General features: G+C 71.8%; 24 protein-coding genes. 11 read left to right on the plus strand and 13 right to left on the minus strand.

The window, feature by feature from the left end:
• Positions 1 to 4 precede the first annotated feature (4 nt).
• Positions 5 to 1,309: an NAD(P)/FAD-dependent oxidoreductase gene (locus ACYSUO_RS08665; RefSeq protein ID WP_461775456.1), complete on the minus strand. Its 1,305-nt coding sequence runs from the start codon at positions 1,307 to 1,309 to the stop codon at positions 5 to 7.
• Positions 1,310 to 1,691: 382 nt separating this feature from the next.
• Between ACYSUO_RS08665 and ACYSUO_RS08670 the strand changes: the two genes are divergently transcribed.
• Complete coding sequence (locus ACYSUO_RS08670; protein WP_461775457.1) at positions 1,692 to 2,366, plus strand: DUF4232 domain-containing protein; 675 nt, start codon at positions 1,692 to 1,694, stop codon at positions 2,364 to 2,366.
• A 399-nt stretch (positions 2,367 to 2,765) separates the two neighbouring features.
• Here the strand turns inward: ACYSUO_RS08670 and ACYSUO_RS08675 are convergent, their stop codons facing one another.
• Complete coding sequence (locus ACYSUO_RS08675; protein ID WP_461775505.1) at positions 2,766 to 3,986, minus strand: FAD-dependent monooxygenase; 1,221 nt, start codon at positions 3,984 to 3,986, stop codon at positions 2,766 to 2,768.
• Positions 3,987 to 4,419: 433 nt separating this feature from the next.
• Between ACYSUO_RS08675 and ACYSUO_RS08680 the strand changes: the two genes are divergently transcribed.
• The 5 genes from ACYSUO_RS08680 to ACYSUO_RS08700 all read left to right on the plus strand — a co-directional run bounded on the left by ACYSUO_RS08680 (position 4,420) and on the right by ACYSUO_RS08700 (position 7,941).
• Entirely contained in the window at positions 4,420 to 5,751 is a 1,332-nt protein-coding gene (locus ACYSUO_RS08680) for a sulfite oxidase (protein WP_461775458.1), read from the plus strand.
• 92 nt (positions 5,752 to 5,843) lie between these two features.
• On the plus strand, positions 5,844 to 5,924 hold the full coding sequence (locus tag ACYSUO_RS08685) for a putative leader peptide (RefSeq protein WP_353962433.1): 81 nt from the start codon (positions 5,844 to 5,846) through the stop codon (positions 5,922 to 5,924).
• 240 nt (positions 5,925 to 6,164) lie between these two features.
• Entirely contained in the window at positions 6,165 to 6,722 is a 558-nt protein-coding gene (gene ssuE / locus ACYSUO_RS08690; protein WP_461775459.1) for an NADPH-dependent FMN reductase, read from the plus strand.
• Entirely contained in the window at positions 6,719 to 6,853 is a 135-nt protein-coding gene (locus tag ACYSUO_RS08695) for a hypothetical protein (protein WP_461775460.1), read from the plus strand. Before ssuE ends, ACYSUO_RS08695 begins: the two co-directional genes overlap by 4 nt.
• Complete coding sequence (locus ACYSUO_RS08700; protein ID WP_461775461.1) at positions 6,850 to 7,941, plus strand: LLM class flavin-dependent oxidoreductase; 1,092 nt, start codon at positions 6,850 to 6,852, stop codon at positions 7,939 to 7,941. The genes ACYSUO_RS08695 and ACYSUO_RS08700 overlap by 4 nt, the downstream gene beginning before the upstream one ends.
• A 16-nt stretch (positions 7,942 to 7,957) precedes the next feature.
• Here the strand turns inward: ACYSUO_RS08700 and ACYSUO_RS08705 are convergent, their stop codons facing one another.
• Positions 7,958 to 9,088, minus strand: a complete 1,131-nt coding sequence (locus ACYSUO_RS08705; RefSeq protein ID WP_461775462.1) for a Gfo/Idh/MocA family protein — start codon at positions 9,086 to 9,088, stop codon at positions 7,958 to 7,960.
• Positions 9,073 to 9,771 carry a ThuA domain-containing protein gene (locus ACYSUO_RS08710; protein ID WP_461775463.1) on the minus strand — a complete coding sequence of 233 codons (699 nt, stop codon included), beginning with the start codon at positions 9,769 to 9,771 and terminating at the stop codon, positions 9,073 to 9,075. Before ACYSUO_RS08710 ends, ACYSUO_RS08705 begins: the two co-directional genes overlap by 16 nt.
• A 231-nt stretch (positions 9,772 to 10,002) precedes the next feature.
• On the opposite strand from ACYSUO_RS08710, the gene ACYSUO_RS08715 reads away from it, so the two are divergent.
• On the plus strand, positions 10,003 to 11,034 hold the full coding sequence (locus tag ACYSUO_RS08715; protein ID WP_461775464.1) for a LacI family DNA-binding transcriptional regulator: 1,032 nt from the start codon (positions 10,003 to 10,005) through the stop codon (positions 11,032 to 11,034).
• A gap of 37 nt (positions 11,035 to 11,071) precedes the next feature.
• Here ACYSUO_RS08715 and ACYSUO_RS08720 read toward each other — a convergent pair whose 3' ends face one another.
• The 9 genes from ACYSUO_RS08720 to ACYSUO_RS08760 all read right to left on the minus strand — a co-directional run bounded on the left by ACYSUO_RS08720 (position 11,072) and on the right by ACYSUO_RS08760 (position 22,746).
• Positions 11,072 to 12,172: a sulfite oxidase gene (locus ACYSUO_RS08720; RefSeq protein ID WP_461775465.1), complete on the minus strand. Its 1,101-nt coding sequence runs from the start codon at positions 12,170 to 12,172 to the stop codon at positions 11,072 to 11,074.
• A gap of 121 nt (positions 12,173 to 12,293) precedes the next feature.
• Entirely contained in the window at positions 12,294 to 13,904 is a 1,611-nt protein-coding gene (locus ACYSUO_RS08725) for an acyl-CoA dehydrogenase family protein (RefSeq protein WP_461775466.1), read from the minus strand.
• Complete coding sequence (locus ACYSUO_RS08730; protein ID WP_461775467.1) at positions 13,901 to 15,124, minus strand: acetyl-CoA C-acetyltransferase; 1,224 nt, start codon at positions 15,122 to 15,124, stop codon at positions 13,901 to 13,903. Before ACYSUO_RS08730 ends, ACYSUO_RS08725 begins: the two co-directional genes overlap by 4 nt.
• 46 nt (positions 15,125 to 15,170) lie before the next feature.
• Complete coding sequence (gene fabG, locus ACYSUO_RS08735) at positions 15,171 to 15,911, minus strand: 3-oxoacyl-ACP reductase FabG (RefSeq protein WP_461775468.1); 741 nt, start codon at positions 15,909 to 15,911, stop codon at positions 15,171 to 15,173.
• Positions 15,912 to 15,919: 8 nt separating this feature from the next.
• A complete protein-coding gene (locus ACYSUO_RS08740) occupies positions 15,920 to 17,191 on the minus strand; it encodes a CoA transferase (RefSeq protein WP_461775469.1) in 1,272 nt (423 codons plus the stop codon).
• Positions 17,192 to 17,290: 99 nt separating this feature from the next.
• On the minus strand, positions 17,291 to 18,061 hold the full coding sequence (locus ACYSUO_RS08745; protein ID WP_461775470.1) for an enoyl-CoA hydratase/isomerase family protein: 771 nt from the start codon (positions 18,059 to 18,061) through the stop codon (positions 17,291 to 17,293).
• Entirely contained in the window at positions 18,058 to 19,203 is a 1,146-nt protein-coding gene (locus tag ACYSUO_RS08750; RefSeq protein ID WP_461775471.1) for an acyl-CoA dehydrogenase family protein, read from the minus strand. The genes ACYSUO_RS08745 and ACYSUO_RS08750 overlap by 4 nt, the downstream gene beginning before the upstream one ends.
• Before the next feature lie 23 nt (positions 19,204 to 19,226).
• Complete coding sequence (locus tag ACYSUO_RS08755; RefSeq protein ID WP_461775472.1) at positions 19,227 to 21,374, minus strand: acetate--CoA ligase family protein; 2,148 nt, start codon at positions 21,372 to 21,374, stop codon at positions 19,227 to 19,229.
• Positions 21,375 to 21,420: 46 nt separating this feature from the next.
• Positions 21,421 to 22,746, minus strand: a complete 1,326-nt coding sequence (locus ACYSUO_RS08760) for an MFS transporter (protein ID WP_461775473.1) — start codon at positions 22,744 to 22,746, stop codon at positions 21,421 to 21,423.
• 233 nt (positions 22,747 to 22,979) lie between these two features.
• On the opposite strand from ACYSUO_RS08760, the gene ACYSUO_RS08765 reads away from it, so the two are divergent.
• The 4 genes from ACYSUO_RS08765 to ACYSUO_RS08780 are packed head-to-tail and all read left to right on the plus strand — an operon-like array spanning position 22,980 to position 25,505.
• Positions 22,980 to 23,888, plus strand: a complete 909-nt coding sequence (locus ACYSUO_RS08765; RefSeq protein WP_461775474.1) for a LysR substrate-binding domain-containing protein — start codon at positions 22,980 to 22,982, stop codon at positions 23,886 to 23,888.
• A gap of 37 nt (positions 23,889 to 23,925) precedes the next feature.
• Positions 23,926 to 24,225: a hypothetical protein gene (locus ACYSUO_RS08770; protein ID WP_461775475.1), complete on the plus strand. Its 300-nt coding sequence runs from the start codon at positions 23,926 to 23,928 to the stop codon at positions 24,223 to 24,225.
• 31 nt (positions 24,226 to 24,256) lie between these two features.
• The gene (locus tag ACYSUO_RS08775) at positions 24,257 to 24,871 is read left to right on the plus strand and encodes a class I SAM-dependent methyltransferase (protein WP_461775476.1); all 615 of its coding nucleotides are present in this window, start codon (positions 24,257 to 24,259) and stop codon (positions 24,869 to 24,871) included.
• A gap of 37 nt (positions 24,872 to 24,908) precedes the next feature.
• Positions 24,909 to 25,505: a gamma carbonic anhydrase family protein gene (locus tag ACYSUO_RS08780; protein WP_461775477.1), complete on the plus strand. Its 597-nt coding sequence runs from the start codon at positions 24,909 to 24,911 to the stop codon at positions 25,503 to 25,505.
• Positions 25,506 to 25,534 lie beyond the last annotated feature (29 nt).

Genomic DNA, 25,534 nt, shown 5'->3' on the forward strand with positions numbered 1-25,534 from the left:
GTGACTACCCCAGGACCGTGCCCGACGATTCCGTGTTGACCTCGCGCTTTCGGGAGAAGGTGCCGAGGTCGACGGCGTGGCCCGTGTGCGGGCAGGTGTAGCGCACCGGGTCGGCGTCGTGGTCGTGGCCGTTCTCGACGGCGTCGATGATCCGGTCCATGAGTGAGCCGATGATCGGTGCGTTCTTGAACTGGTTGCCGCTGGTGCCGATGGCGACGTAGAAGCCCGGCAGGGATGTCTTGTCGTAGATGGGCGTCCAGTCGTCGGCGACGTCGTAGACGCCGGCGACGCCCTGGGGCCGGTTCGGGACCGTGAGGTCGGGGAAGCGCCGGGCGGCGCGGGTGACTTGGGCCTCGAAGCGCGCCACGGTGGGGTTCGGGTTCGCGGCGTCCGGATCCTCGATCCACTCCAGCGGATCGCACTCCGGCTCGGTGCCGCCAATGAGCAGGTTCCCGCCGGCCGCGGGGCGCATGTACGTGCCCAGGTCCATGTCGCCGATCACGAAGAAGTCGGCGTCCGGCGCGAGGAGTTGGGCCGGTGCGGGCACATGGTGCACCTCCTGGCGCATCGGGGCGACCCCGATGGTGAAGTCGTCCGTGGCACCGACCATCCTGTTCACGGCGCTCGACCAGGGCCCCGCGGCGTTCACGACGACGGGGGCCTCGACGGGGTCCCGGCCGTCGATCGTCGCGCGCCAGACAGCTCCTTCGCGGGCGAGCGACGTGACCTGTTGCCGGAAGGCGAAGCGGGCGCCCCGATGCGCGGCGGCGGCCGCCAGGTTGGCCGCGGCCAGGCGGGGGTCGTCCACGTACCCGGCATCGGGGGTGTAGACGGCCCCCAGGCTGCCGTGCGGATCGTCGAAGAACTCCTCGCGGTCCACGGGCTTGGGCGGGAAGTACGAGCCGGTGTCCAAGCCCCGCACCCGCCGCGCGAGCGTCTCGGTGTCCCACTCCTCGTAGAGGACACCCGCGCGGTCGAAGAGCGCGGTCATCTTCTGGCGCGGCAGCAGCGGCACGTCCAGCATGACCTTGCCGCAGCGGTGGAACCGGGCCAGGCCCTGAGGGTCCCGATGACCCAGGTACTCCTCCCACGCCTCCCACCGGAACTTCGACTCCCAGGCGACGGCGACGCCGTCCAGCGTCGAGTAGTTGAACCGGACGACGGCGCTCGACGCACTCGTCGACCCCATGCCTGCGCCGCCGGCCTTGTCGACGACCAGCACGTCCAGGCCGCGGCGCGCCAGCTCCAAGGCCGTGGCGGAGCCGACGATTCCGGCACCGATGATCAGGGCGTCCGCTGTGGTGGCCACTGAGTGCTCCCTTCTCTGTGGATCTCCGTGGGCGTTCGTGGCGTGGAGGCATTCATGGTGCCCCTCCGCGGAGACACTCGTGTGCGGAGCCAGTCACGTGGTCAAGATCTTCCGGGTCACGAGTCTGTCCCGGCGGGTGACGACCGCGTACCGGCGAGGCAGGGGCGCGGGAACCCCGCTTCTCCCGGCCCCTCGGCGGCGTGGGGCCGTGGTCGCGCTCGTCGTGCCACCGGATGTACGTAACAGCCATGTCTTAGCGGGGCCTTGGGCGGAACGGTTCGCCCGGTCGGCGTGGTCCTGGTGATCAGAGACGGCCGCTCGTACCGACTCGGCCCGAGCGGTCGGCCACCTCCCACCTCCCACCAAGACCGAGGAAGAATCCATGCGTGTTCGCAGCGTTCGCAAGCTCACCTTCGCCGCCCTGGCCGTCGCCGCGGGACTGTCGCTGACGGCCTGCAACGGCGACGACGTGGCACAGGGCGGCTCGTCGTCGGAGTCCTCCGCATCCTCCTCCGCCTCGTCCACGGGCGGCGGTTCGGAGCAGGGCGGCGGGACGGACCCCACCGGCAAGGGCGGCGACGAGGACGGGCAGGGCACGGCCGGCGGCAGCGGTTCCGACGCGAACACCGGGGCCGAGAAGTGCCGCACCGACGACCTGGAGATCACCGCGGGTGACGCCACGGTCGGCGGCGACACCGAGGGCACGGTCGCGGTCACGTTCAAGAACCGCGGCGACCAGGGCTGCGTCCTGTCCGGATACGCCGGCGTCGACCTGAAGACCAGCGAGGGGGACCTGTCCGCGCAGCGCAGCGGCCAGGAATCCACGCCGATGACCCTGGAGAGCGGCAAGTCGGTGGACTTCGGTGTCACCTACCCGATCAACGACTCGGGCGGCTCCGGCGTCAAGGTCAGCACGCTGGTGGTCACCCCGCCCGACGAGACGAAGTCGTTCTCCCTCGCGTGGCCGGGCGGTGCCAGCCTGCCGGTCACCGACGGCTCCGGTTCCGCCGTCAAGGTCGGCCCGATGGGCAGCGCGGGGCAGGGCGGGGACCGCTGACCGTACGTCCGGGGCCTCGGGGTTTTCGTACCGCAGGCACCCCGGAGTGGGCCGCGGGCGTACGACTCCGGATGCGAGTTGTCTCGCGGAAGACCTGACGAACTCTGGGTAAGGGTTGTACGTTCGGTTGCGGCGGTCGCGGATGCGCGCCGCCACGGCCCCCTGTCCCCGGGCCCCTTTGTACAGACCGCAGGCCGCTGGGGCCGCGTCGCCGACCTTCGGCGGCCCCAGCTCACGCCCTGTCATGTGCTGTGCGGAGCGGCCTCCCGTGCTCTCCGCCCCGTGCAGGGCGTCCGCGTGGGGGAGGGAAGGGGAGCTTCCCTCCCCCACGCTCGGCGGCGTCCCGCCGGAGAGTTCCGTCCGGCGGCAGTCGCTGCTTCTTGCATGCCCGAAATGTGTTCACGTACGCGCCCGGGGCGCCCCGCCGAACGCCCCTGTACCGTCCGCCCGTTGCCACCACGCCTCCAGGCCCGCCTGGTCGAGGGACCGCCAGTCCGGGGTCTCCTGGACCAGGCCCCGGCCGAGCCGCCGGCCGAGGTCGACCATGACCCGGCCGGTGGGTGCGCGATCGGCGTCGTACGCGGACAGGGCCTCCGACCAGGTGGACGCGGAGGCCAGGGCCGACTGGAGGGCCGTGGCGTCCTGCAGTGCCTTGACGGCGCCCGCGCCCGTGTGCGGCCGGGCGACCGTGGCGGCGTCGCCCATCAGCAGCGCGCTGTCCACCGCGTAGCGCGGCGCCGTGAAGTCGTAGAGGGGCTGCAGGAACAGCTCGTCGTGTGTCGTCGCCCGCACCACGTCACCCCAGAAGGCGGGCAACAACTCCTCGGCCACGTAGGCGAGATGGGCGCGGAGGCCGTCGCCCGCCGTGCCCGGAGGCAGGGTCGTCGGAGTCTGCAGGCCCTGGTCGAGTCCGGGCGGCGGGGCCGTGTACAGGACCCAGTTGACCCGGTGACCGCCCTGGCCGCCGTCCGGGATGCGGTACGTGACGAGGTGTCCGCCCGGGAAGACGACGTACACGCACTCGTCCTCGGGCCACAGGCCGGGATCGCGCAGCCTGGCCGACGGGTAGGCGCCGCGCCAGGCCAGGTATCCGGCGTACGTGGGTCGGACGTCGGGGTGCACGGCCGCGCGGACCGCCGACCGGTAGCCGTCCGCGCCGATCACCATGTCGTAGCGGTCGGTGCGCCCGTCCGCGTGCACGGCGGCGCCCTCCGGTGTCACCTCGACCGCCTCGACCGCCGAGCCGTGCCGGAAGTCGACCTCCTCGGGCACCCGGCCGTGCAACTCCCGCCAGAGCGGGCCCCAGTTGTAGGTGCGGAACGGGAACGGCAGCACCGCGAGCTCGCGCCCCAGTGGACCGCTCGCCGCCGCGTCGTCGTCCCGTACGTACCAGCGGCGACGGGCGACCTGGTGGTACGGCATCGACGCGTCGACCAGGCCCGCCGACTCCAGTTCGGCGTAACGGGCGTTGTGCATGGCGAGGCCGACGCCACGGTCGGCCAGGCGGCCCGCCGCGCGCTCGTACACGGTGACCTCGTCGGCCCCGCCACGCCGCAGCGCGAGCGCCGCCGCGCATCCCGCGATGCTTCCGCCTACGACCGCGACCTTGCCGCCATGCATGTCCACGCCCCCGTGGTTCGTCCATCGGCTGGGTACGTCGCCGGTTCGGCATGACGTACTGGCGTCATGATGCCAGCGGGGAGGGCGCGGGGGCCGGGACGCGCCGAGGCCCGTCGGCGGCCATGGCTGTGACCGTGGTGCTGCGGCCCGCCGACCGCTCCACCCATACTCAACCGCCTTGATACCAGGCGCCGTTGACACCCTCACGCCCCGCGTGCTTGCATCGCGCCATGTCACTGCCGGAGCCTCTGACGCGTCGCCGCACCGTGGACCTCGTCCGCGTCGCTGCCGCGCTCTGTCGGTTCCCTGACTGATCACTCGCCGCATGGGCCGGGACCCAACTGCCGTATGTGGCAGCTCTGTTGGGTGCGTCGGTCCAGCCGCTGGACGTCCCGCGCGCCGCCGCCCCACTCCACTGATCACGAGGACCGCCATGTCTGAATCCGCGCTGCCCGAATCCCCGTTGCCCGAATCCGCCGTGCCGCCGCCCCGCCCCACACCTCACCCCGCACCCCGCCTCGACGAGACCGCCTACGACCGGCGCAGACTGCGCCAGTGGCTGGCCGGGGACGCCCGCGCGGACGGGGTCAGCCGCCGCCGGCTGCTCACCCTGCTCGCCGCCACGGCCACCGCCACCACGCTCCCCGCGCCGCGCCCGGCACACGCCGCCGACGCGCCCATCGTCAAACCGCTGCCGCCCGAGTGGTTCATCCAGCGCGGCACCAACGCCGAGACCCGCTGGGAGGCCCTGCGCGGGACCGGCCGTCTCACCCCCAACGAGCGGTTCTTCGTCCGCAATCACACCGCCACGCCCGTCCTCGACGCAGCCGACTGGCGGCTGCGGTTGTGGGGCAGCGGGCTGCGGGGCGCGCACGGCGAGGACAGGCCGGTGGAGTTCGGCTACGACGATCTGCGCACCCTGCCCGCCGTCACCCGCACCGCGTTCGTCGAGTGCGCCGGGAACGGGCGCAGCTACTACACGTCCCAGCAGGGCGAGACGGTGACCGGCACCGCGTGGACGCTGGGCGCGGTCGGCGTCGCCCGTTGGCGCGGGGTGCGCCTGGGCGACGTACTGCGGAAGGCAGGGCTGTCGTCGGGCGCCGTCGACGTACAACCGCGTGGGCTGGACGCCGAGTACGTCAGCGAAGGGGAGAACCTCGGCCGGGTGCGCCGTCCGCTGCCGCTGGCCAAGGCGCTGGACGACGTCCTGCTCGCGTACGAGATGAACGGCGAGCCGCTGCCGTACGACCACGGCTACCCGGTGCGCGTGCTGGTGCCGTCGTGGGTCGGGATCGCCTCGATCAAGTGGGTCGGTGACATCGAGGTGTCCGCGCAGCCGCTGTTCTCACCGTGGAACACCACCTTCTACCGGCTGTTCGGCCCCGGCTACCCGGAGAACGGCAGCGCGCCGCTGACCCGGCAGACCATCAAGAGCGCCTTCGAGTTGGCGAGCGGCGCCCGGTTCCCGGTGGGGGAGGCGCAGGTGCTGCACGGCCGGTCCTGGTCGGGGGCGGGCGGCGTCGCGCGCGTCGATGTCAGCACCGACGGCGGGGCCAGCTGGCGGCCCGCCCGGCTGCACGACCGGCCCCGCGCGGGCACCTGGACCCGCTGGTCCGTGCCCTGGAAGCCCGACACCTCCGGCGTCACCCATGTCCTGGTCCGAGCCACCGACACCGCGGGCCGCAGCCAGCCGGACGTCGCGGTGCCCAACACGCAGGGGTACCTCTTCGACGCGGTGGTGCGGCACCCGGTGACGGTGGTGTGACGGCGACTTCCGGCTCTCGGAATCTCTCAGAATGTGGAATCCGGCCCGGGCGCTGTTGACCGGCCGGACTTTCCGCTGCTTTGATCGATGACATGAAGCGACAGGACCTCACGCAGCGACGCCACGTCGATCTCGCGCGTGTCTCCAGCTCCTTCTGTCGCTGTCGGGTCTGAGCGCGCCCGCGAAACCCCTCGCACACGCGTCGCTCCCCTTCCCCCTCGCGGATCCCACCCGCTGACCTCCCTTGTCCGGGAACGTCGCCCCCGTGCGCCTGATTCGGTCCACCGAGCCCTTGTGCCTGTCAGCGCACGTGTCTCTTCCGTTCGCGCCCTCGCACCGGGGCACCCCTGACCCCACGGCCTCCGCCCGACCCACTCGGTCGCGGCCGTCCCGAACCCAGAGAGAAGGCCCCCATGGCCACCGTCCTGTCCGTCTCCGGCAGTCCGTCCCCCACCTCTCGTACCGCCCGTCTGCTGCGCGCGCTCGACACCCGGCTCGCCGGTCAGGGACACGAGGTGATTCCGCTCGATGTGCGGACGATCCCGGCCGAGGCCCTGCTCCACGCCGACTTCAGGCATCCCGCGATCGTCGAGGCCACGGCGCTGTTCGAGCGGGCGGACGGAGTCGTGGTCGGCACGCCGGTCTACAAGGCCGCCTACTCGGGGTTGTTGAAGTCGCTCCTCGATCTGCTGCCGCAGTACGCGCTGGCCGGAAAGACGGTGCTGCCGCTGGCCACGGGCGGCTCCACCGCCCATGTGCTGGCGATCGACTACGCCCTGCGTCCGGTCCTCGCATCCATGGGGCCCGACCACATCACGCCGGGCTGGTTCACGCTCGACAAGGACATCAAGGTGGGCGACGACGGCACGCTCACCGTCGCGCCGGGCTCGGCGGAGGCCCTGGCCCAGGTCACCGACCAGTTCTCCGCCGCGCTGGGCGGCCGCACGCAGCTCCTCGCGGCCACCGGATGAGCGCCGCGACCGTGCTCGCCGACCTGACCGGCACTGCCGCAACAGGTGACCCCGATCGGAGAATCCCTGTGTCCCTCGCCCTCCACCGGTCCTCGACCACCGACCTGCACGGCGAGCAGGTGGCCTCGTGAAGTTCCTCGCCATCACCCTGATCACCCACCGGCCCGACCCGGTCACCGGCATCCAGAAACCGACCCACGAACGGTTCCGCGAAGTGCTCGAACACGCGGTGCTCGCCGAGGAGTTGGGGTTCGACGGGTTCGGCGTGGGGGAGCGGCACGAGCGGCCGTTCATCTCCTCCTCACCGACCGTCGTGCTCAGCCACATCGCCGCGCTGACCAGACGCATCCGCCTCTTCACCGCGGTGACCACGCTCAGCCTCCTCGACCCCGTGCGCGCCTACGAGGACTACGCCACGCTCGACCACCTCTCCGACGGGCGCCTCGACCTGATCATCGGCAAGGGCAACGGGACCGCCCAGCGCGAGCTGTTCCACGTCACGCCCGAGGACCAGTGGGACCGCAACGCCGAGAGCTACGAGGTGTTCCGCAAGCTCTGGCGGCAGGACAAGGTCACCGCGGCGACCCGGTTCCGCCCGCCGCTGACCGACGCCGAGGTGTGGCCACGGCCGTACCAGCAGCCGGTCCGGGTCTGGCACGGCAGCGCCACCAGCAAGGAATCGGTGGACCTCGCGGCGCGCTACGGCGACCCGCTGTTCTCGGCGAACGTCACCAACCCCATCGAGCCGTATGCCGAGTTGATCCGCCACTACCGCGAGCGCTGGGAGCACTACGGCCACGACCCGGCGAAGATCGCCGTCGGCGCCGGTACGGCCGGGCTGTACGTGGCCCGCACCTCGCAAGAGGCGGTGAAGGTGTACCGGCCGATCTTCGAGTCGACGCTGGCGTTCCAGCGGCAGTCCGGGCTCCCCGTGGTCTTCGAGACCGTCGAGGACTTCGTCGAACGCAGCTCAGCCCTGATCGGCAGCCCGCAACAGATCATCGAGAAGGTGCACCGCTATTACGAGCAGTTCGGGCACTCGGTGCTGCATCTGCACGCGGACGGCAGCGGGTTGACGGACACTCAGCACCGCGACTCCCTCGAACTGTTCCAGTCCGAGGTCGCCTCGGTGCTGCGGCACGAGCTCCCCGACCCGCCGTTCGCCTGGGAGCCCGTGCTCCCGGCGCCGCCGGCCGTCGAGGAGCCCGTGCGCGTCTGACCCCGATCGGCTCCCGCTAGGGCGCACCCACCCCCGTACGCGACAGATCGGCGAGCGGCACCGGCGCCGGACGCGGGGCGCGGCTGGACACCGTGACGGAGGTGCCGCCCGCCGCCGAGCCGAGCAGGGACTCCATGATGTCAAGGACGTGGTACGCCAGCGTGCCCGACGCACGTGGCTCGTGCGTCGGGAGCGTGGCGGCCAGATCGGCGATGCCGTAGCCGCGGCCGGAGTCGCTGTAGCCGGCGGAGACCGGGAGCGTTTCCCATGTCTCGGCGCCGAGGCGGAACAGGCGTGTGTCGCCGGCGAAGTGGTTCGGGTCGGGGACCGCGAGGGACCCCCGCGGCCCGTGGACCTCGATGTTCGAGGAGTGTGTCGCGACCGCGTCGAAGCTCACCACGAGCGTCGAAAGCGCGCCGGACTCGTGCACCAGCACCCCCGTGACATGGGTGTCGACCTCGACCGGCACCCGCTCACCGGCCCGGGGGCCGCTGCCGATCTCCCGCTCGGAGCGGGGGTGACTCGCGGCGCCGATCACCGAGGTGACCGGTCCGAGGAGGGTGACCAGGGCCGTGATGTAGTACGGCCCCATGTCGAGGAGCGGGCCGCCGCCCGGCGCGTAGTAGAAGTCAGGGTTGGGGTGCCAGCGTTCGTGGCCCGGTGTCACCATCGTCGCCGTCGCCGCGACCGGGCGGCCGATGAGCCCGTCGTCGATGGCCTTGCGCGCGGTCTGGATGCCGGTGCCGAGCACCGTGTCCGGCGCGCAGCCGACGACGACGCCCGCCTGCCGTGCGGCCTCCAGCACCTGGCGGGCCTCGTCCGTGGTGGCCGCGAGCGGCTTCTCGCCGTACACGTGCTTGCCCGCCGCGATCGCCTTGAGGGCTATCTCGGCGTGCGCGGCGGGGATCGTGAGGTTGAGGACGAGGTCCACGTCGTCGGCGGCGAGCAACTCGTCGACGGGGACCGCGCGTACGTCCCCGTCCCACTCCTTCGCCACCGCGCGCGCACGGTCCGCGTCCAGGTCGGCCACGGCGACCAACTCGACGTCGGCCAGCCTGCGCAGACTCGCCAGGTACTGGCCCACGATGGTCCCGCATCCGATGATGCCGACGTTCAACGGCCTGCCCACGTTCAACGGCTTGCCCACAGCAGGCCCCTTTCGACGACGGTGCGCACGCTCGGGTGCTCGAGGTCCTCGACGTGGTGTCCCGGTGTGCACACGAAGATGCGGCCCTTGCCCCACTTCCGTGTCCAGATGGCCGGCGAGGTGACCTCCCGGTGCCACGGGTCCCAGGCGCGGATCTTCTGCGTGGTGGTGGCCAGCACGTCGATGTAGTCGTCGGCGAGGACCCAGTACTGCTCGGTGACGAGGTCGAAGTCCTCGATGCCCTCGGTGATGGGGTGTTCGGCCGCCGCCGGGAGCATGTTCACCGTGTACGGGACGTAGTTGTCCGCCTGCTCGCCCTTGCGCTCGTCGGGGTGCTTGCCGGGGTGGCAGGCGAACTGGCCGCCGATGAGGTGCAGATAGTCCGCGGTGTTCCGGTAGGAGTCGGCGATCCCGCCGTGCCATCCGGCGAGCCCGGTCCCGTTCTCGACGGCTGTGCGCAGCCCCGCGAACTCCTCGCGCTCGATCGTGGACATCGTCATGCACTGCATCACCAGGTCCACGCCGGCCATGTACGCCGCGTCTGCGTAGACCTTGGGCGAGTCCTCGACGCGTACGTCGTAGCCGTTGGCCTTCAGGTGCGGGATGAACAGGTCGGTGGCCTGGACGGGTTGGTGCCCGTCCCAGCCTCCGCGTACGACGAGTGCCTTCTTGGCGGTGGTCACAGATCTCCTTTGCCGGGTGAGGGTCCCGCGGCCGTGTTCGTCCGTTCCTCGGCGTTGAGGGACGGGACCGAAATATTTCGAAGATTGTTCGAGACCCTGGAACCGTAGAAGTGGCGACGGGGGCGGTCAAGAGGCCGTGCACAGAGAAGATTTGGCGCCCGGGGGTTGACGCCGATGGCACCGCGGCCCAAGCTGCCGTCACCGAAAATGTTTCGATACTCAGGAGGCCCTGTGTCGCTCCCGTCCTCCTCGGCCAAGCCGACCCTGGCCGCCATCGCGCGCGGCACCGGAGTCTCCACCGCGACGGTGTCCAAGGTCGTCAACGGGCGGGCGGACGTGGCCGACGAGACCCGTGCGAAGGTGCTGGCCGCTCTGGAGGAGGTCGGCTACCGCTCGCCGTCCCAGCGTCGAGCGCCCTCCGGGCCCGACGTCGTCGAGGTCGCCTTCGACGCGATCGACTCCGCGTACCCCTCGGCACTGCTCAACGGCATCCTCGACCACGCCGCGAGCGCAGGCGTCGAGATCGTCGTCGGCACCACCGGACGCCGGCGCACCACCGAACCCGTCCTCGGCCGCAAGGCGCAGCGCATCATCAACGAGGGCCGCGCCGGGGTCATCGTCGTGACCTCGGCCTACGGCGAATCAGGACTCGCCGCTTTCCTCCGCCGGCACATCCCCGTCGTGGTCATCGACTCCTACAACCCGCCGCCCGCCGACGTCGTCAGCGTAGGGGCCGCCAACTGGGCGGGAGGCAAGGCCGCCACCGAACACCTCCTGGACCTCGGCCACCGCCGCATCGCCTACCTCGGCGGCCCGGAGGCCATCGAGTGCAACCAGGCGCGTCTGCACGGCTATCTGTCCGCGCTCGCCTCGCGCGGCATCGAGTCCGACCCCGAGCTGGTCCTGCACGGCCGCTTCCGCGCCGAGTACGGCATCGAAGGGCTGAGCACCCTCCTGTCCCGTACGCGCCCGCCGACCGCGGTCTTCGCGGGCAACGACGCGATCGCCGTCGGCGTCCTGCGCGAGGGCCGCAGGCGCGGCATCCGGGTTCCGGAGGACCTGAGCCTCGTCGGCTTCGACGGCACGGCCCTCGCCAGGGACTCCGTCCCCGCCCTGACCTCCGTCGCCCAGCCCCTCCAGGAAATGGGCCGCGCGGCCCTGCGCGCCGTACTGCGCCAGGCACGGGGCGAACAGCCCGACACACACCGGGTGGAACTGGCGACGCAACTGGTCGTACGGGAGTCAACGGCCGTGCTGCAATGAGGAGTTGGGGGCATTGGGCCTGCGGGTTCTCGGTGCCTCAGCCGGTGACCGCTGCTGCGACGTGCACGGGGTGGTCGAGGATCTGGTTGTTGAGGTAGCCCAGCCGGTTCCACGGGACGTGGGCCGGCTGGGTGCGGCCAGTGTCGTCCGTGGCGCGGATCGAGAGGGTGTGGTCGCCCGGGTCGGGGGTCCAGGTGAAGTGCCAGCGGGTCCAGGCGCCGGCCTCCCGGGAGCCGGTGAGCCGGGCCTCGTGCCAGGGGCCCCGGTCGATGCTGTAAGCCACCGAGGCGATGCGCTGCTCCCCGGCGAACGACCGTCCGCGTACGAGCTGGGGTTCCGGCTTCAGGTGTGCGGGCCAGTCGAGTTCCACCAGGCTGGTCACCGGGAGTTCGTTGATGGGGGTGCCCAGGACGGGCCCGTGCGCCGGGTGGTCGGGGCCGATGAGGACGTAGTCCTCGGTGTTCCAGGGGACGTGGATCGGTCTGCGGGACACCTCGATGCGGCCGACCCACTTGATGCTGGCCGCCCCCAGCCAGCCGGAGACCACCACCCGGGCCGGGTAGCCGTGGTCGGGCGGCAGCGGCTCGCCGTTCATGGCGAGGGCGAGCAGGGTGTCGTCGGCCATCGCCTTGTCCAGGGGCATGGGCCGCCGGGCGCCGCACTCGTCGAGCGCCACGGGCATGACGTCGTGCGCGTCCGGGCCGACGCCCGCCGCCTCGAGCAGGTCACGCAGCCGTACGCCGTTCCACTCGGCGGTGCTGACCGCGCCGCGGCCCCACGGCGTCCCCGCGATGCGCCGACCGTGCTGCCGGCCGAACAGCACACGGCGATTGCCCGCGCACTCGATCGTGCGCGTGACGGAGACCAGCGGGAACGCCCGCCACAGGTCGTCGTAGCCGAAGGTGGCGGGCGACCGCACGGCATCGCCCTCGATCCGCAGGGACCACTCCTCGGCGTCGATCCTCGGCGTGGGGGAGTGGCTGCGGACGAAGAAGCGGTCGTTGGGGGTCAGGTGGCCGGGCATCCGGTCCGCCCGGGTACCGAAGTCCAGACCGGTGCCGGTGTCCTCCATGAGCTGGGCGGAGGTCGGCTTGACCACTCCGGGCACTGCGCCGGCTGCCGTGTCGGTTGTCGTCATGCCATGAGCGTCGGCCCCCGCGCTGCGGGCTGGTAGCCGCTTGTTCCCTATGAGCCCATAAGCGGCGCCTATGTCCCTTAAGTGGTTGGTGATGCCCGTCAAGTGGCTTGGAGGTGCCCTCTTAAGTGCTTGGGGACGCCCCCTTCGCCAGCTGTCGCGCGATCACCCGGAGCGCCAGCACCTCGTCCGCCCCCTCGAAGATCGACAGGACGCGGGCGTCGACGAAGAGGCGGGACACCGCGTACTCCTCGGCGTAGCCATAGCCGCCGTGCAGCTGCTGGGCCTCGCGGGTGACCCATTCCGCGGCCCGGCAGGCCAGTTGTTTGACCTGGGCGGCGGCCAGGACGCCCTCGCCCGCCGTGATGGCCCGCGCCGCCGTGGCGGTGAAGGCGCGGCAGGCCGCGATGTGGGCGGCCATGCGGGCCAGCTTGGTCCGGGTGAGCTGGAAGGAGGTGAGGGGGTGGCCGAAGACGGGGCGTTGCCGTGCGTGGTCGGCAGCCAGTTCCAGGGCCGACTGCATGACGCCGACCGCGCGGGCCGCCGTCTGTAGACGGGCGTTGGCGAAGGCCTGCATCTGGAGATAGAAGCCGCGGCCGAGGCCCTCGTCGAGGCCGATGAGGTTGTCCGCCGGGACCCGGAATCCGTCGAAGGTGACCTCGTACGAGTGCATGCCGCGGTAGCCGAGCGTGCGGATCGCGCGGCCCTCCGCCGAGCCGCCGCCGTCCTGCGTGACCCGCCACTCGTGGCCGGGGAACGACGGCTTCTCGACGACGAACAGGGACAGGCCGCGGTGGCCCGCCGAGCGGTCCGGGTGCGAACGGGCCAGTACGAGAAGGTAGTTGGCGCGCCCCGCGAACGTGCACCACGTCTTGACCCCGTTGAGGATCCAGTCCTCGCCGTCGCGGACGGCGGTCGTCGTGATGCCACCGACGTCCGAGCCGTGGTTGGGCTCGGTAACGGCCACGGCGCACAGCTTCTCGCCGGTCGCGATACGCGGCAGCCAGCGGCGGCGCTGCTCCTCCGTGCCGCCGCGCGCGATCGCCGTTCCGATGATCTCGGGCCGGGTGATCAGCGAGCCCGCGGCGCCGAGCGAGGCCCGCGACAGCTCCTCCGTCACCACGACCATGCTGAGCAGCTCGTCCGCGCCGCCCTCGGCGAAGCCGCCGTACTCGGCGGGGATCGAAAGGCCGAAGCAGCCCATCTCGGAGAGGCCGGAGACGATCTCGTCCGGGATGTCCTCGTCGCCCGCGTGGATGGCGTCGGCGACCGGCTTCACCTTCGCCTCGGCGAAGTCGCGGAACGTGGAGCGCACCAGTTGGAGTTCGTCCGAGAGGTGGCGCGGGGCCGCCTCTCCGCCGGCCGCGAGGACGCGTTCGGCGACGGTGTCCAGGAACGCGGGCGCGCGCCCGGCCGCGATGTGCTCGGCGGCCGCGTCGAGCACCGTCGTCCCGTCCAGGCCCCACAGGGCTTCGCGGCCGGCCGTCCGGCCCGCCAGATCGGCGGCCGTGTCGGCGGCGAAGAGCAGCGCCAGATCCGCCTCGGCCGCGCTGTACGCGCCCAGGTCGAGGAGGTGGCGGGCGGCAGCGACCGCCGAGGACACCGAGGCGATGTCGTACGGGACCGTCTGGTCCTCGTCCGTCGCGGGGGCCGCGGCGAGGCGGGCGGAGGCCTTGCCGACGACCTCCTCCAACGCCTCGACCAGCGCCGTCGCACGCACAAGCGCAGTGGTCACGACGTCACCCGCTCGAAGACCGCCGCCAGGCCCTGGCCGCCGCCGATGCACATGGTCTCCAGGCCGTACCGGGCCTCGCGGCGGTGGAGTTCGCGCGACAGCGTGGCGAGCATGCGCACGCCCGTGGCGCCGACCGGGTGGCCGAGCGAGATGCCGGAGCCGTGCACGTTCGTGCGCTCCAGGTCCTTCTCGCCGAACTCCCACTCGCGCATCACGGCGAGCGCCTGCGCGGCGAAGGCCTCGTTCAGCTCGATGAGGTCGATGTCGGCGAGGGTGAGCCCGGCCCGGTCGAGGGCGACCGCGCTCGCCGGGACGGGACCGATGCCCATCGTCTTCGGCGGTACCCCGGCCACACCCCAGGAGACGAGGCGTACGAGCGGCCGCAGGCCCAACTGCTCGGCGCGCTCGGGGGTGGTGACGACACACATCGCGGCCGCGTCGTTCTGCCCGCTTGCGTTGCCCGCGGTGACCGTGGCCTCCGGGTCGGAGTGGCGCAGGATCGGCTTGAGGCGGCCGAGGGACTCCAACGAGGTGTCGGCGCGCGGGTGTTCGTCGGTGTCGATGACGGTGCCCTCGTCGGTGGGACGACGTCCGGGCACCGTCACGGGGATGATCTCCTCGGCGAGGACACCGTCCGCCTGCGCCCGCACGGCGCGCTGGTGGGAGGCGAGGGCGAGACGGTCCTGTTCCTCGCGGCCGATGGCGTACTCGCGGCGCAGGTTCTCGGCCGTCTCCAACATGCCACCGGGTACTGGGTAGTTGCGGCCGCCCGCGGTGGAGCGGGCGCGCGCGAGGCCGTCGTGCAGCTGGATGGCGGCGCCCTTCGCACCCCAGCGCATGTCGGTCGAGTAGAACGCCGCGTTGCTCATGGACTCCGTGCCGCCCGCCACGACGACCTCGTGCGCACCGGTCTGCACCTGCTGAGCGGCGTAGAGGACGGCCTGCAGGCCCGAGCCGCAGCGGCGGTCGAGGTGGAGGCCGGGGACGGTGACGGGCAGACCCGCGTCCAGGGCGACGACGCGGCCGATGGCGGGCGCCTCGCTGTTGCCGTTGCAGTGGCCGAGGATGACGTCCTCGATGGCCTCGGGGTTGATGCCGGTGCGCTCCACGAGGCCCTTGAGTGCGGCGACGCCGAGGTCGACGGCGGTCAGCGATTTGAACATGCCGCCGTAGCGGCCGATGGGCGTGCGGACGGGTTCGCAGACGACGGCTTCACGCATGGGGTGCTCCTTGGCGGGTCGGTGGAGGACGTTCGGCGGGCCGGGGCTACATGAACCGTCCGCCCGTCACCTCCAGCACATTTCCGGTGATGTACGAGGACAGGTCCGAGGCCAGGAACAGCGCGACGGAGGCGACCTCCTCGACCTCGCCCGCGCGCCGCATCGGGATCTCGGCCATCTTCTGGTCCCAGGCCTTCTGGGGCATCGCCTCGGTCATGGCGCTGCGGATCAGGCCGGGCTGGACGGCGTTGACGCGCACACCATGGTGGGCCATCTCCTTGGCTGCGGCCTTCGACAGGCCGATGATGCCGGCCTTGGCGGCGGAGTAGTTGGTCTGCCCGACCATGCCGACCTTGCCGGACAGCGAGGAGATGTTCACGATCGCGCCGCGCTTCTGCTCACGCATCACGGCGGCGGCCTTGCGGGTGCCGTTCCACGTGCCCTTGAGGTGGACGTCGATGACCTGGTCGAACTGGTCCTCGGTCATGGTGCGCATGGTGGCATCGCGGGTGATGCCGGCGTTGTTGACCATGATGTCGAGGGAGCCGAAGGTGTCGATCGCGGCCCGGATCAGGGCGTCCACCTGGGCGGCCTCGGTGATGTCGCAGCGTACGGCGTGCGCGACGGAGGGCCCGCCGAGTTCCTTGGCCGCGGCCTCCGCGGCCTCCAGGTTGAGGTCGCCGAGCACGACCTTCGCGCCCTCGCGGACGTAGGCCCTGGCGATGGCGAGCCCGATGCCCTGGGCGCCGCCCGTGATGACTGCGGTCTTGTCGGCCAGTAGTGCCATGGGTGTCTTCAGCTTCCTGTGGTCGTGGTCAACGGGTGCGCGGCCCGGCGGCGGTGGCGGATGACGCCGGCCTCGCCGAGTTTCTCCAATTCGGCCTCGCTTAGCCCCAGTTCGGCACGCAGTACGTCGTCGGTGTGCTGGCCGACCGTGGGCGAGGGTGCGGGCGGGGACTGGGTGTCGTCCACGACGACGGGGGAGCCGGGTGCCCAGTGCGCGGGGATGCCGTCCTGGCCGACGCGGGCCATCAGCGGGTTCTCGCGCAGCAACTGGGCGTCGTTCGCGGCCAGTTCGGTGAAGCTGCGGTAGGTGGACCACAGCACGCGCGTGCGGGCGAGCGCTTCCTGGGCCTCGGCGAGGGTGTGTGCCGCGAACCAGCCGGCAAGCAGTTCGCCGAGGACCTTGCGGTGGGTGTAGCGCTCGAACTCGTCGGAGAGGTCGGCGCCGAGCGCGCGGCCGACGGCGTCGACCGCGTCGGTGAGACCGGTGGCGCCCAACAGCCCTTGCCAGTGCCGGGTGGTGAGGGCGACGACCATGAGGCGGCCGCCGTCGGCGGTGGCGAAGTCGCGGCCGAAGGTGCCGTAGACGTAGTTCCCGCCGCGGGTGCGTGGGGCGGGGTCGAGCTGGGCCTCGGCGAGGTAGCCGAGGTTCCCGGCGGTCGCCAGGGCCACGTCCTCCAGGGCGACGCGGACCTGCTGGCCCTCGCCGGTGCGCAGCCGGTGGCGTTCGGCGGCGAGCAGGCCGACGGCGAGGTAGAGGCCTGCGGCGACATCCCAGGCGGGCATCAGGTGGTTGACCGGGTCGTGTGTGCCCTCAGGGCCGGTGAGCTGGGGAAACCCCGTGGCGGCCTGCACGGTGTAGTCGACGGCGGCCGAACCGTCCCGACGTCCGGTGAGCAGCACGTGGATCAGATCGGGGCGGCGGGCGGCCAGCGCCTCGTGCGAAAGGTCCTGATAACGCTCGGAGTTGGCGAGCACGATGCCGCCGCCCGGGCCGCCCCCGGTGGCCAGACCGGCGACGAGCTCGCGCCCCTCCTCGCTGCGCAGGTCGACCTCAATGGCCCGCTTGCCCTTGTTCAGGCCGGACCAGTACAGGCTCGTACCGCTGTCGGCGAGCGGGTGCCGGGTGCGGTCCGGCGCCCCGTTCAGCGGCTCGACGCGGATGACGTCGGCGCCCAGTTGCGCCAGCGTCATCCCGCCGAGCGGGCTGGCCACGTAGCTGGAGAGCTCGACGATCCGCATGCCCTCAAGAGGGCGGGAGCGGGACGCCGTTGGGTGAGGCATACGTTCTCCTCTCATTCCTTGCGCGTACGAGTACGGGACGCGTACAGGTACGGGCTTTCCTTACGCATACGGATACGCGTGCGGGTACGGGCTGTCGGCTCAGGCCGGGAAGACCGGGCGGCGGCGTTCCAGGAACGCGGCCCGGCCCTCCACGAAGCCCTCGCCGCCGAGCAGTTCGACCTGCGCCGCGGCCTCCGCTTCGAGGACCGCGTCCAGGTCCTGCGCCTCCTGGGCGAAGATCCGCTTGGTGGCGGCGACCATGGCGGGCGATGCGGCGGCGAGCCGCTCTGCCCGCTCCCGCGCCCGCACGGCCACTTTCTCGCCCTCGACGATCTCGCTGACCAGGCCGATCCGCCGGGCCTCGGTGGCGTCCAAGTCCTCGGCGAACAGGATGAGTTCCTTCGCGCGCGCCGGTCCGACGCGCTGGGCGAGGCTCCAGCTGAGTCCGGAGTCCGCGGTGAGCCCGATCTTGGCGAAGGAGGCCACGAACCGGGCGTCGTCGGCGGCCACGACGTAGTCGCAGGCGGCGGCGAGCCCGAGACCGAGCCCGTACGCCCCTCCGCGCACCGCGGCGACCACCGGCTTCGCCGAGCACACCAGTGCCCGGGCCACGTCATTGACGACCGCGAGGCGCTCGCGGGCGACGCGCGGATCCTGTGACATCGAGCGGATGTCACCGCCCGCGCAGAACACCTCGCCCGCACCGGTCAGCACGATCGCCCGGCACTCCGGATCCTGCCCGGACTCCCGCAGCGCGGCGAGCAGTTCGCGCCGGTCGGCGAGGTCGAGGGCGTTGCGCCGGGCGGGCCGGTTCAGGGTGAGGGTGTGGACCGGGCCCTCGCACCGCACGTCCACGGCTGGTTCGATCATGACCGGGCCTGCCGCAGCAGCTGCTTGGCGATGATGACCTTCTGGATCTCGCTGGTGCCCTCGTAGATGCGGAAGAGCCGGGCGTCGCGGAAGCAGCGTTCGACGACCGTGCCGCGCATGTAGCCCATGCCGCCGTGGATCTGTACGGCCAGGTCGGCGGCCTTGGAGACCATCTCGGAGCAGAACAGCTTGGCGGCCGAAGGGCGGATCCTGCGGTCCTCGCCGGAGTCGTACTTCTCGGCGGCGTCGAGGACCATGGCCCGGCCCGCGAGCACACCCGTCTGGATCTCGGCGAGCATGCCCTGCACGAGCTGGAACTCACCGATGGGGTGGCCGCCCTGCTTACTGGTCGCCGCGTGGGCGACGGACTCCTCCAGGATCCGCTCGGCCATGCCGACGCACAGCGCCGCGATGTGCACACGGCCGCGTACGAGGGACTGCATGGCCGTGCCGAAGCCCGCGCCCTCCTCGCCGCCGACGAGCGCGCCCTTGTCGACGCGTACGTCGTCGAAGGACACCTCGGCGGTCCAGGCGCCCGCCTGCCCGGTCTTGGCGTCCTTCGGGCCGACCGTGACGCCCGGAAGACCCGCCTCGACGAGGAACACGGAGATGCCCTTCGTCCCGGACGCCTCCTCGCCGGTGCGGGCGAAGACCACGAACAGGTCGGCGAGCGGGGCGTTGGTGATGAACCGCTTGCTTCCGTTGATGACGTATCCGTCGCCCGCCCGGACGGCGCGCGTGGTCAGGCCCGACGGGTCGGAGCCCGCCTCCGCCTCGGTCAGCGCGAACGACGCGACGGCGCCCTCGGCGAGCCGGGGCAGCCAGTGCTTCTTCTGCTCCTCGGTGCCCGCGTTGTCGAGGACCTTGCCGGCGATGCCGTTGTTGGTGCCGAACATCGAGCGGAACGCGGGCGTCGTGTACCCGAACTCGAAGGCGAGCCGGACGTCTTCGGACAGGCTGGCCCCGAGGCCCCCGTACGCCTCCGGCAGTGTGTACCCGAACAGGCCCATCTCGACGGCCTTGCGGCGGACGTCCTCCGGGATGGCGTCCGTCTCCTCGATCTCGTCCTCGCGCGGGACGACGTCCTCCCGTACGAGGGTGTGGACGGCGGCGACGACCGCCTCGAACTCGTCTGCTTCCATCGTGAAACTCCCTTCCGTGACGGTCAGTTGGCGGGGGTGAGGTGCGCCAGCGCGTCCACCGCCGACGCGCCCTCGCCCACCGCGGCAAGGAGCAGCGGATTGACGTCCAGCTCCGCGAGCTCCTCCGCGAGGTCGGCGGCCAGCCAGGACAGCCGCGCGATCGTGTCGGCGGCGGCCTCGACGTCGCGAGCGGGCTTGCCGCGCACCTCTCCGAACAGACGGCTGCCGCGAAGGGACAGCAGCAGGCGGCGGGCGCCCGCCGTGTCGACGGGGGCGACGGCGACCCGGCTGTCGGCGAGCGCCTCGACGAGGATGCCGCCGAGCCCGGTCACCACGACGGGCCCGAACACCGGGTCGTTCTTGACGCCGACGATCAGCTCGGTGCCGCCGACGTCGGCCATCCGCTGGACGAGGACGCGGGCGTCGTCCACGCCGGCCTCGCGGGCGATGCGCAGTACATCGGTAGCGGCCTCGCGCACGGCCTCCGCGTTGTCGAGACCGAGCCGGACGCCGCCGATGTCGCTCTTGTGCCCGATCCGCTCGGACAGCAGCTTCACGGCGACGGGCCCGCCCAACTCCTGGGAGGCGGTGGCTGCTTCGCCCGGATCGGCGGCCGGGCGCGAGGCCGCGGCCCGCACCCCGTAGGCGGCGATCAGCTGCGTCGACTCGTACTCGTCGAGCTGGGTGCGGCCCTCCGCGCGGGCGCGGGAGACGACGGCGCGGGCGGCCTCGCGGTCGACGTCGGCGGGCCGCACGGGCGCGGGGAGTGCGGGCCGCAGGCTGAAGTCGGCGAGGAGGCCGAGGGCGCGGGCGGCCTGGGCGGGGTCGGTGTAGCAGGGGATGCCCAATTCGCGCAGCCGGGCGCGGGGGCGGCCGCTGCCACCCGTCCACACCACGACGAACGGGCGGTCGGTCGAGCGGTACGCCTCGTCGAGGGCCTCGATGAGCGTGTCGGCGCAGTTGTCCGCGCAGCCCAGGAGGACGGCGATCATGTCGGTGCCCGGGTGCTCGACGGCCACCTTCAACGACCGCCGCAGGATGTCGGGTTCGGCGATGAGACTGCCGGTGAGGTCGACGGGGTTGCGCGGCGATCCGTACACAGGGATCGCGGCGGCCATCGTGCGCTGCCATTCCTCGTCCCAGGCGCGGACCTCGATGCCGTGGCCCGCCGCCGCGTCGGCCATCAGGGCCCCGGCACCGCCGGAGACGGACAGGGAGGTGAGCCTGCGCCCGGCCGCGCGGCGGCCGGTGGAGAAGATCTGGGCGGCCTCCAGCATGGACTCGGGGCCGTCCACGCGCAGGATGCCGTACTGCCTGATCGCCCCGTCGAAGACGGCGTCCTCACCGGCGAGCGAAGCCGTGTGGGACTGGGCGGCGCGGGCGCCCGCCTCGGAACGGCCGACCTTGACGGCGATGATCGGCTTGTCCCGCTCGTGCGCCTCCCGGGCGGCGTCCAGGAGACGGCGGCCGCCGGTGACACCTTCGAGGTAGGCGAGGATCACCTCCGTGTCGTCGCTGCGCACCAGACCGTCGACCAGCTCGGCGACCGAAAGGTCCACCTCATTGCCGGTGTTGAGGTAGTGGGACATCCCGATGCCGAGGTTCTGGGCGGCGTTGAACACAAAGCCCCCGAAGGCGCCGCTCTGGCTGAGGAAGGCGATCGGGCCCTCCACCAGGTCAGCGTCCTCGTCGAGCGCGGAGGTGAAGGTGGGCAGCGCCCGCTCGCGGGAGGCGATCATGCCGAGGCAGTTGGGGCCGAGCACCCTTACCCCGCTCTCGGCGATCGCGGCCTTCAGGTCCTCCTGCAGCTCCACGCCCCGGCCACCGACCTCGGCGAATCCCGAGGCACCGAGGATGGCGGCGGGGATGCCGCGCCGGCCGCAGGCGCGGACGGCGTCGGCGCACTGCTCGGCCGACAGCATGATCATGGCGAGGTCGATGTCTCCGTCGATGTCGTCCAGGCCTCGGTAGGCGGTGAGGCCCTGCACCCGATCGCGTTTGGCGTTGACGGGAAGGATGCGGCCCGTGAACCCGAACCGCTTGAGGTAGTCGACGGGCCGCCCCGACAGCTTCGTCGGGGTGTCGGATGCGCCGAGGATCGCGATGGAGCGGGGGTGCAGGAGTGAGTTCAGGGCGTCGTCGGTGCGGGGGTGGTCTGCGTGCTGCTGCACGGTTCCTCCTCGGGACTGCGAGACACGAAGTACGAGCAGGGGAAGGTCAGTTGGCGGCGGCGGGCGAGGTCTCGGTCTGCTGCTCCTTGTCGACGGTTCTGGCCGACAGGGTGAGGAAAGCACGGGCCGCGGCGAGCGAGATCGCGCCGAGGACGACCACGAAGAGGACCGGAAGCACGATCGTCCCGGAGGCGGACAGCAGCGACTGAAGGATCACCGGTGCCAGGCCGCCGAGCACGCCCGCGAGCCCGTACGCCGTGGAGATGCCGGTGTAGCGGACCTTGGCGGGGAAGGCCTGGGCGAACATGCCCGCGACGATCGCGTAGTACATGACGTCCGGGATGGTCGCGAGGACCGCGCCGGTCACGGCGAGCGGGAAGCTCCCGGTGCCGATCAGGGCGAACATGACCGGGATCGTGGGAATCTGGCAGGCCAGGATGACGGTGACGGCCTTGCGGACACCCCAGCGGGTGGCCAGCACGGCGCCGAGCGGCTGCACGAAGAACTGCACGATGCTCGCGACCAGGATGACGGTGAGAAAGTCCTGCCGGCCCATGCCGACCTCGCCCGTCGCCCAGGACAGGGCGAAGGTGTCACGGGCGTAGACGATCGCGAAGACGGTGAACGCGGCGCCGACACCGAGCAACAGCAGCTTGGAGTGCTCCCGGAACAGGGTGACGACCGGCACCTTCACGGTCTGGTCGGCGGCCCGCAGGGACACCATCGCCGGGGACTCCTCCAGGCTGAGCCGGATCACCAGGCCGATGATCACCAGCAGGGCGGAGGCCAGGAACGGGATCCGCCAGGCCCACGCGAGGAGTGCCTCGTCGGAGAGCCGCCCGACGGCGAGGAAGGAGAGGGTGGCCAGGATGCGGCCGGTGGGCGAGCCCTGCTGGGCGAAGGCCGCGAACAGGAACCCGCGTTCCTTCTTGGCGTGTTCGGTGGTGATCAGGACCGAGCCGCCCCACTCACCGCCGAGCGCGATGCCCTGCACGGTACGGAACACGGTGAGCAGGACCGGCGCGGCCACACCGATCTGCCCGTACGTCGGAAGACACCCGATGCCGACCGTGCTGACACCCATCAAAAGCAGCGTGGCGACGAGCGCCTTCTTGCGGCCGAGGCGGTCGCCGAGGTGGCCGAAGAGGATGGCGCCGAGCGGTCGGGCCAGGAAGCCGACCCAGAAGGTGATGAAGGAGAGCAGCACGCCGACCGTCGGGGGCACGTCGGCGAAGAACAGTGGGGCGAACACCAGTGCGGAGGCGGTGCCGTAGACGTAGAAGTCGTACCACTCGATCGTCGAGCCGAGATAGGAGGCCCAGCCCGCCCTGCGGGCCATCTTCTCCTCTGCGGGAAGCCGTCTGCTCGGCATCTCGTCCCGTCCTTCCGGTGGGCCGCGGACGTCGTCGTCCGGGCGTGGGCAGGGGAACTCCGTGGGGAATCAACGTGATCGCGCTCACAGGGAAGCTATGGCTGCCGACTGGTTTCGTCTAACACCAAATTTGCCTACCGTTGATTCGGCTGCGCGACACAATCACTGTTGACCTGCGCGGACACACCCGGCACCGGGTATGTCCAACGGGCCGGAACCGACCGGGAGTTCATGTGGAATTGCGTCATCTGCGGTCGTTCGTGACGGTCGCCGAGGAGCTCAACTTCCGGCGGGCGGCGGAGCGTCTGCGGATGTCGCAGCCGCCGCTGTCCCAGCAGATCAAACGCCTGGAGCACGAGGTCGGCGTCGCGCTGTTGCGCCGCACGACGCGGCAGGTGGCGCTCACGGCGGCGGGGGAGGCGTTCCTGACGGAGGCCCGGCAGGCGCTGCGGGCCGTGCAGGAGGCGCCGCTCGCCGCGCGCCGGGCCGCGAGCGGACAGACCGGGGTGGTGCGCCTCGGGTTCAGCGGGCCCACCTCCCACGAGGTGCTGATCCTGATGACCCGGAAGTTCCGCGAACACCGCCCGCGCGTACGCCTGGAGATCAACGGCCCTGTGTACGGAGGCGAGTTGGTCACCCTGCTCACCGACGACGAGATCGACGCGGGACTGATGCGACTGCCGGTCGCGGGCACCGGCATCCAGGCCCGCGAACTGACCCGGCACGGCATCGTGGTGGCCCTCCCGGCCGGCCACCGACTCGCCACGCGCGCGGAGATCGGCATGGACGACATCCAGGACGAGCCCGTCGTCAGCCACCCCACCAACCGGGGCGCGGGCATCGTGGCCCTCATCCACAGCGCCTATCTGGCCCACGGTTCGAGCCCGCGCATCGTGCAGGAGGCGCCCGACACGCACACGATCCTGACGCTGGTCGGCGCCGGCGTGGGCATCGGCTTCGTGCCGTCCTCCGCCAGCCACCTCAAGGTCCCCGGCGTCGTCCTCATCCCGGCCCGCGACATCCCGCCGCTGCCGCTCGCCCTGGCGTGGCGCGCGGGCGACCCGAACCCGGCGCTGCACGCGCTGATCGACCTGCTGGACGAGATCGCGGCGGACTGTGCGCCGGGGGCGGTGGCCACGTGACGCGGCGGGCCGCGGGAGGTCAGCGGCGCTGGCGGACGTGGAGCAGCGGGGCGCCCGCCGGGTAGAGGTACTTGGCGGCGAACAGCGGCCGGCTGCCCCAGGACACGACCTGCCACCGAAGGACGCCCCCGGCGCGGTCCCCGGCATCAACGCGGCCTGCTTCGGCATCGGCTCCTCGGTCGGCATCGCACTCGTCGCCCCGGCTGCCGGATCCGGCACGCTCGGCGGCATCGAACAGGCGCTGTGGATCTCGGCCGGGTTCACCTTCCTCGCCCTGCTCACGGCGTGTGTCCTGCGCCTTCCGGCGAGCGAGGGCGGCGCCGAGGCCCAGACATAACCGGGCGACAAGGCGACCTATAGTCGATCTCATGAGTCGTTGGCAGGAACTGACCGGTGGGAAGTCCGGGGGCGAGTACGCCGCCCGCTTCGAGGCGCTCGCGCGCAGCGGAAAGGACATGCACGGAGAGGCGTCGTTCTGCGCGGCCCTCGTGCCCGCGGGGGCCCGCGTGCTCGACGCCGGGTGCGGCACCGGACGGGTGATGATCCGGCTCGCGGAGCTCGGGTACGACTGCGTGGGCATCGACCGGGACGACTCCATGCTCGACGTGGCGCGGGAGCGGGCGCCGCAACTGCCCTGGTTCCGGACCGACCTCGCCGAGTTCGACCCGGCCGCGCTCGGCATCACCGCGGACTTCGATCTCGTGGTCGCCGCGGGCAACGTCCTGCCGCTGCTCACGCCCGGAACCGAGGCCACCGTCGTGAAGCGCCTGGCCGGAGCCCTGCGCCCGGGCGGACTGCTGGTCGCGGGCTTCGGCCTGGACGCGGCCCACCTGCCGGTGCCGCCCACGATCACCCTCCCGGAGTACGACGCCTGCTGCGAGGCGGCCGGACTGGCCCTGGTGGACCGGTTCGCCACGTGGGACGCCGCGCCGTACGACGACGGCGGCTACGCGGTCAGCGTCCACCGCGCCGCCGGGGCCTGACGACGGGGTTTGACGACAGGCCCTAGGCTCCGTGGGCATGCTGATCGAGCACCGTGGAAAACGCCCCGTCGTCCCCGACTCCGCCTACGTCGCTCCGTCGGCCGTGCTGTGCGGCGCGGTCGTCCTGGGCGAACGCGCACGTGTCCTGCACGGAGCCGTCCTCACCGCGGAGGACGGCGAGGTGCGCACCGGCCGGGACGTCGTGGTCATGGAGAACGCCCTGGTCCGGGGCAGGGCGCAACACCCCGCCGTGCTGGGCGACTCCGTGTTGATCGGGCCGCACGCGCACATCAACGGGGCGCGCGTCGAGGACGAGGTGTTCGCGGCCACCGGGGTGTCGATGTTCCCCGGCTCGGTGGCGGGGACACGCTCGGAACTGCGGATCAACAGCGTGCTCCACGTCAACTCCCGGCTGAGCCCGGACACCGTCGTGCCCATCGGCTGGATCGCGGCCGGTGACCCGGCCCGGCTGTTCTCCCCGGACCGGCACGACGAGCTGTGGGAGGAACAGCAGGGCCTGGACTTCCCCGGCACCGTGTACGGGGTGCCGCGCGGCACCCCGATGCGGGCGGTCATGGAGCGCCAGGCCGACTTCTACGGCGCGCACATGGACGACAGGCCGCTGTCCGACTGACCGGCCGCGCGGGTGCACACGTGCCGGGC

Source organism: Streptomyces sp. UC4497, assembly GCF_054871485.1.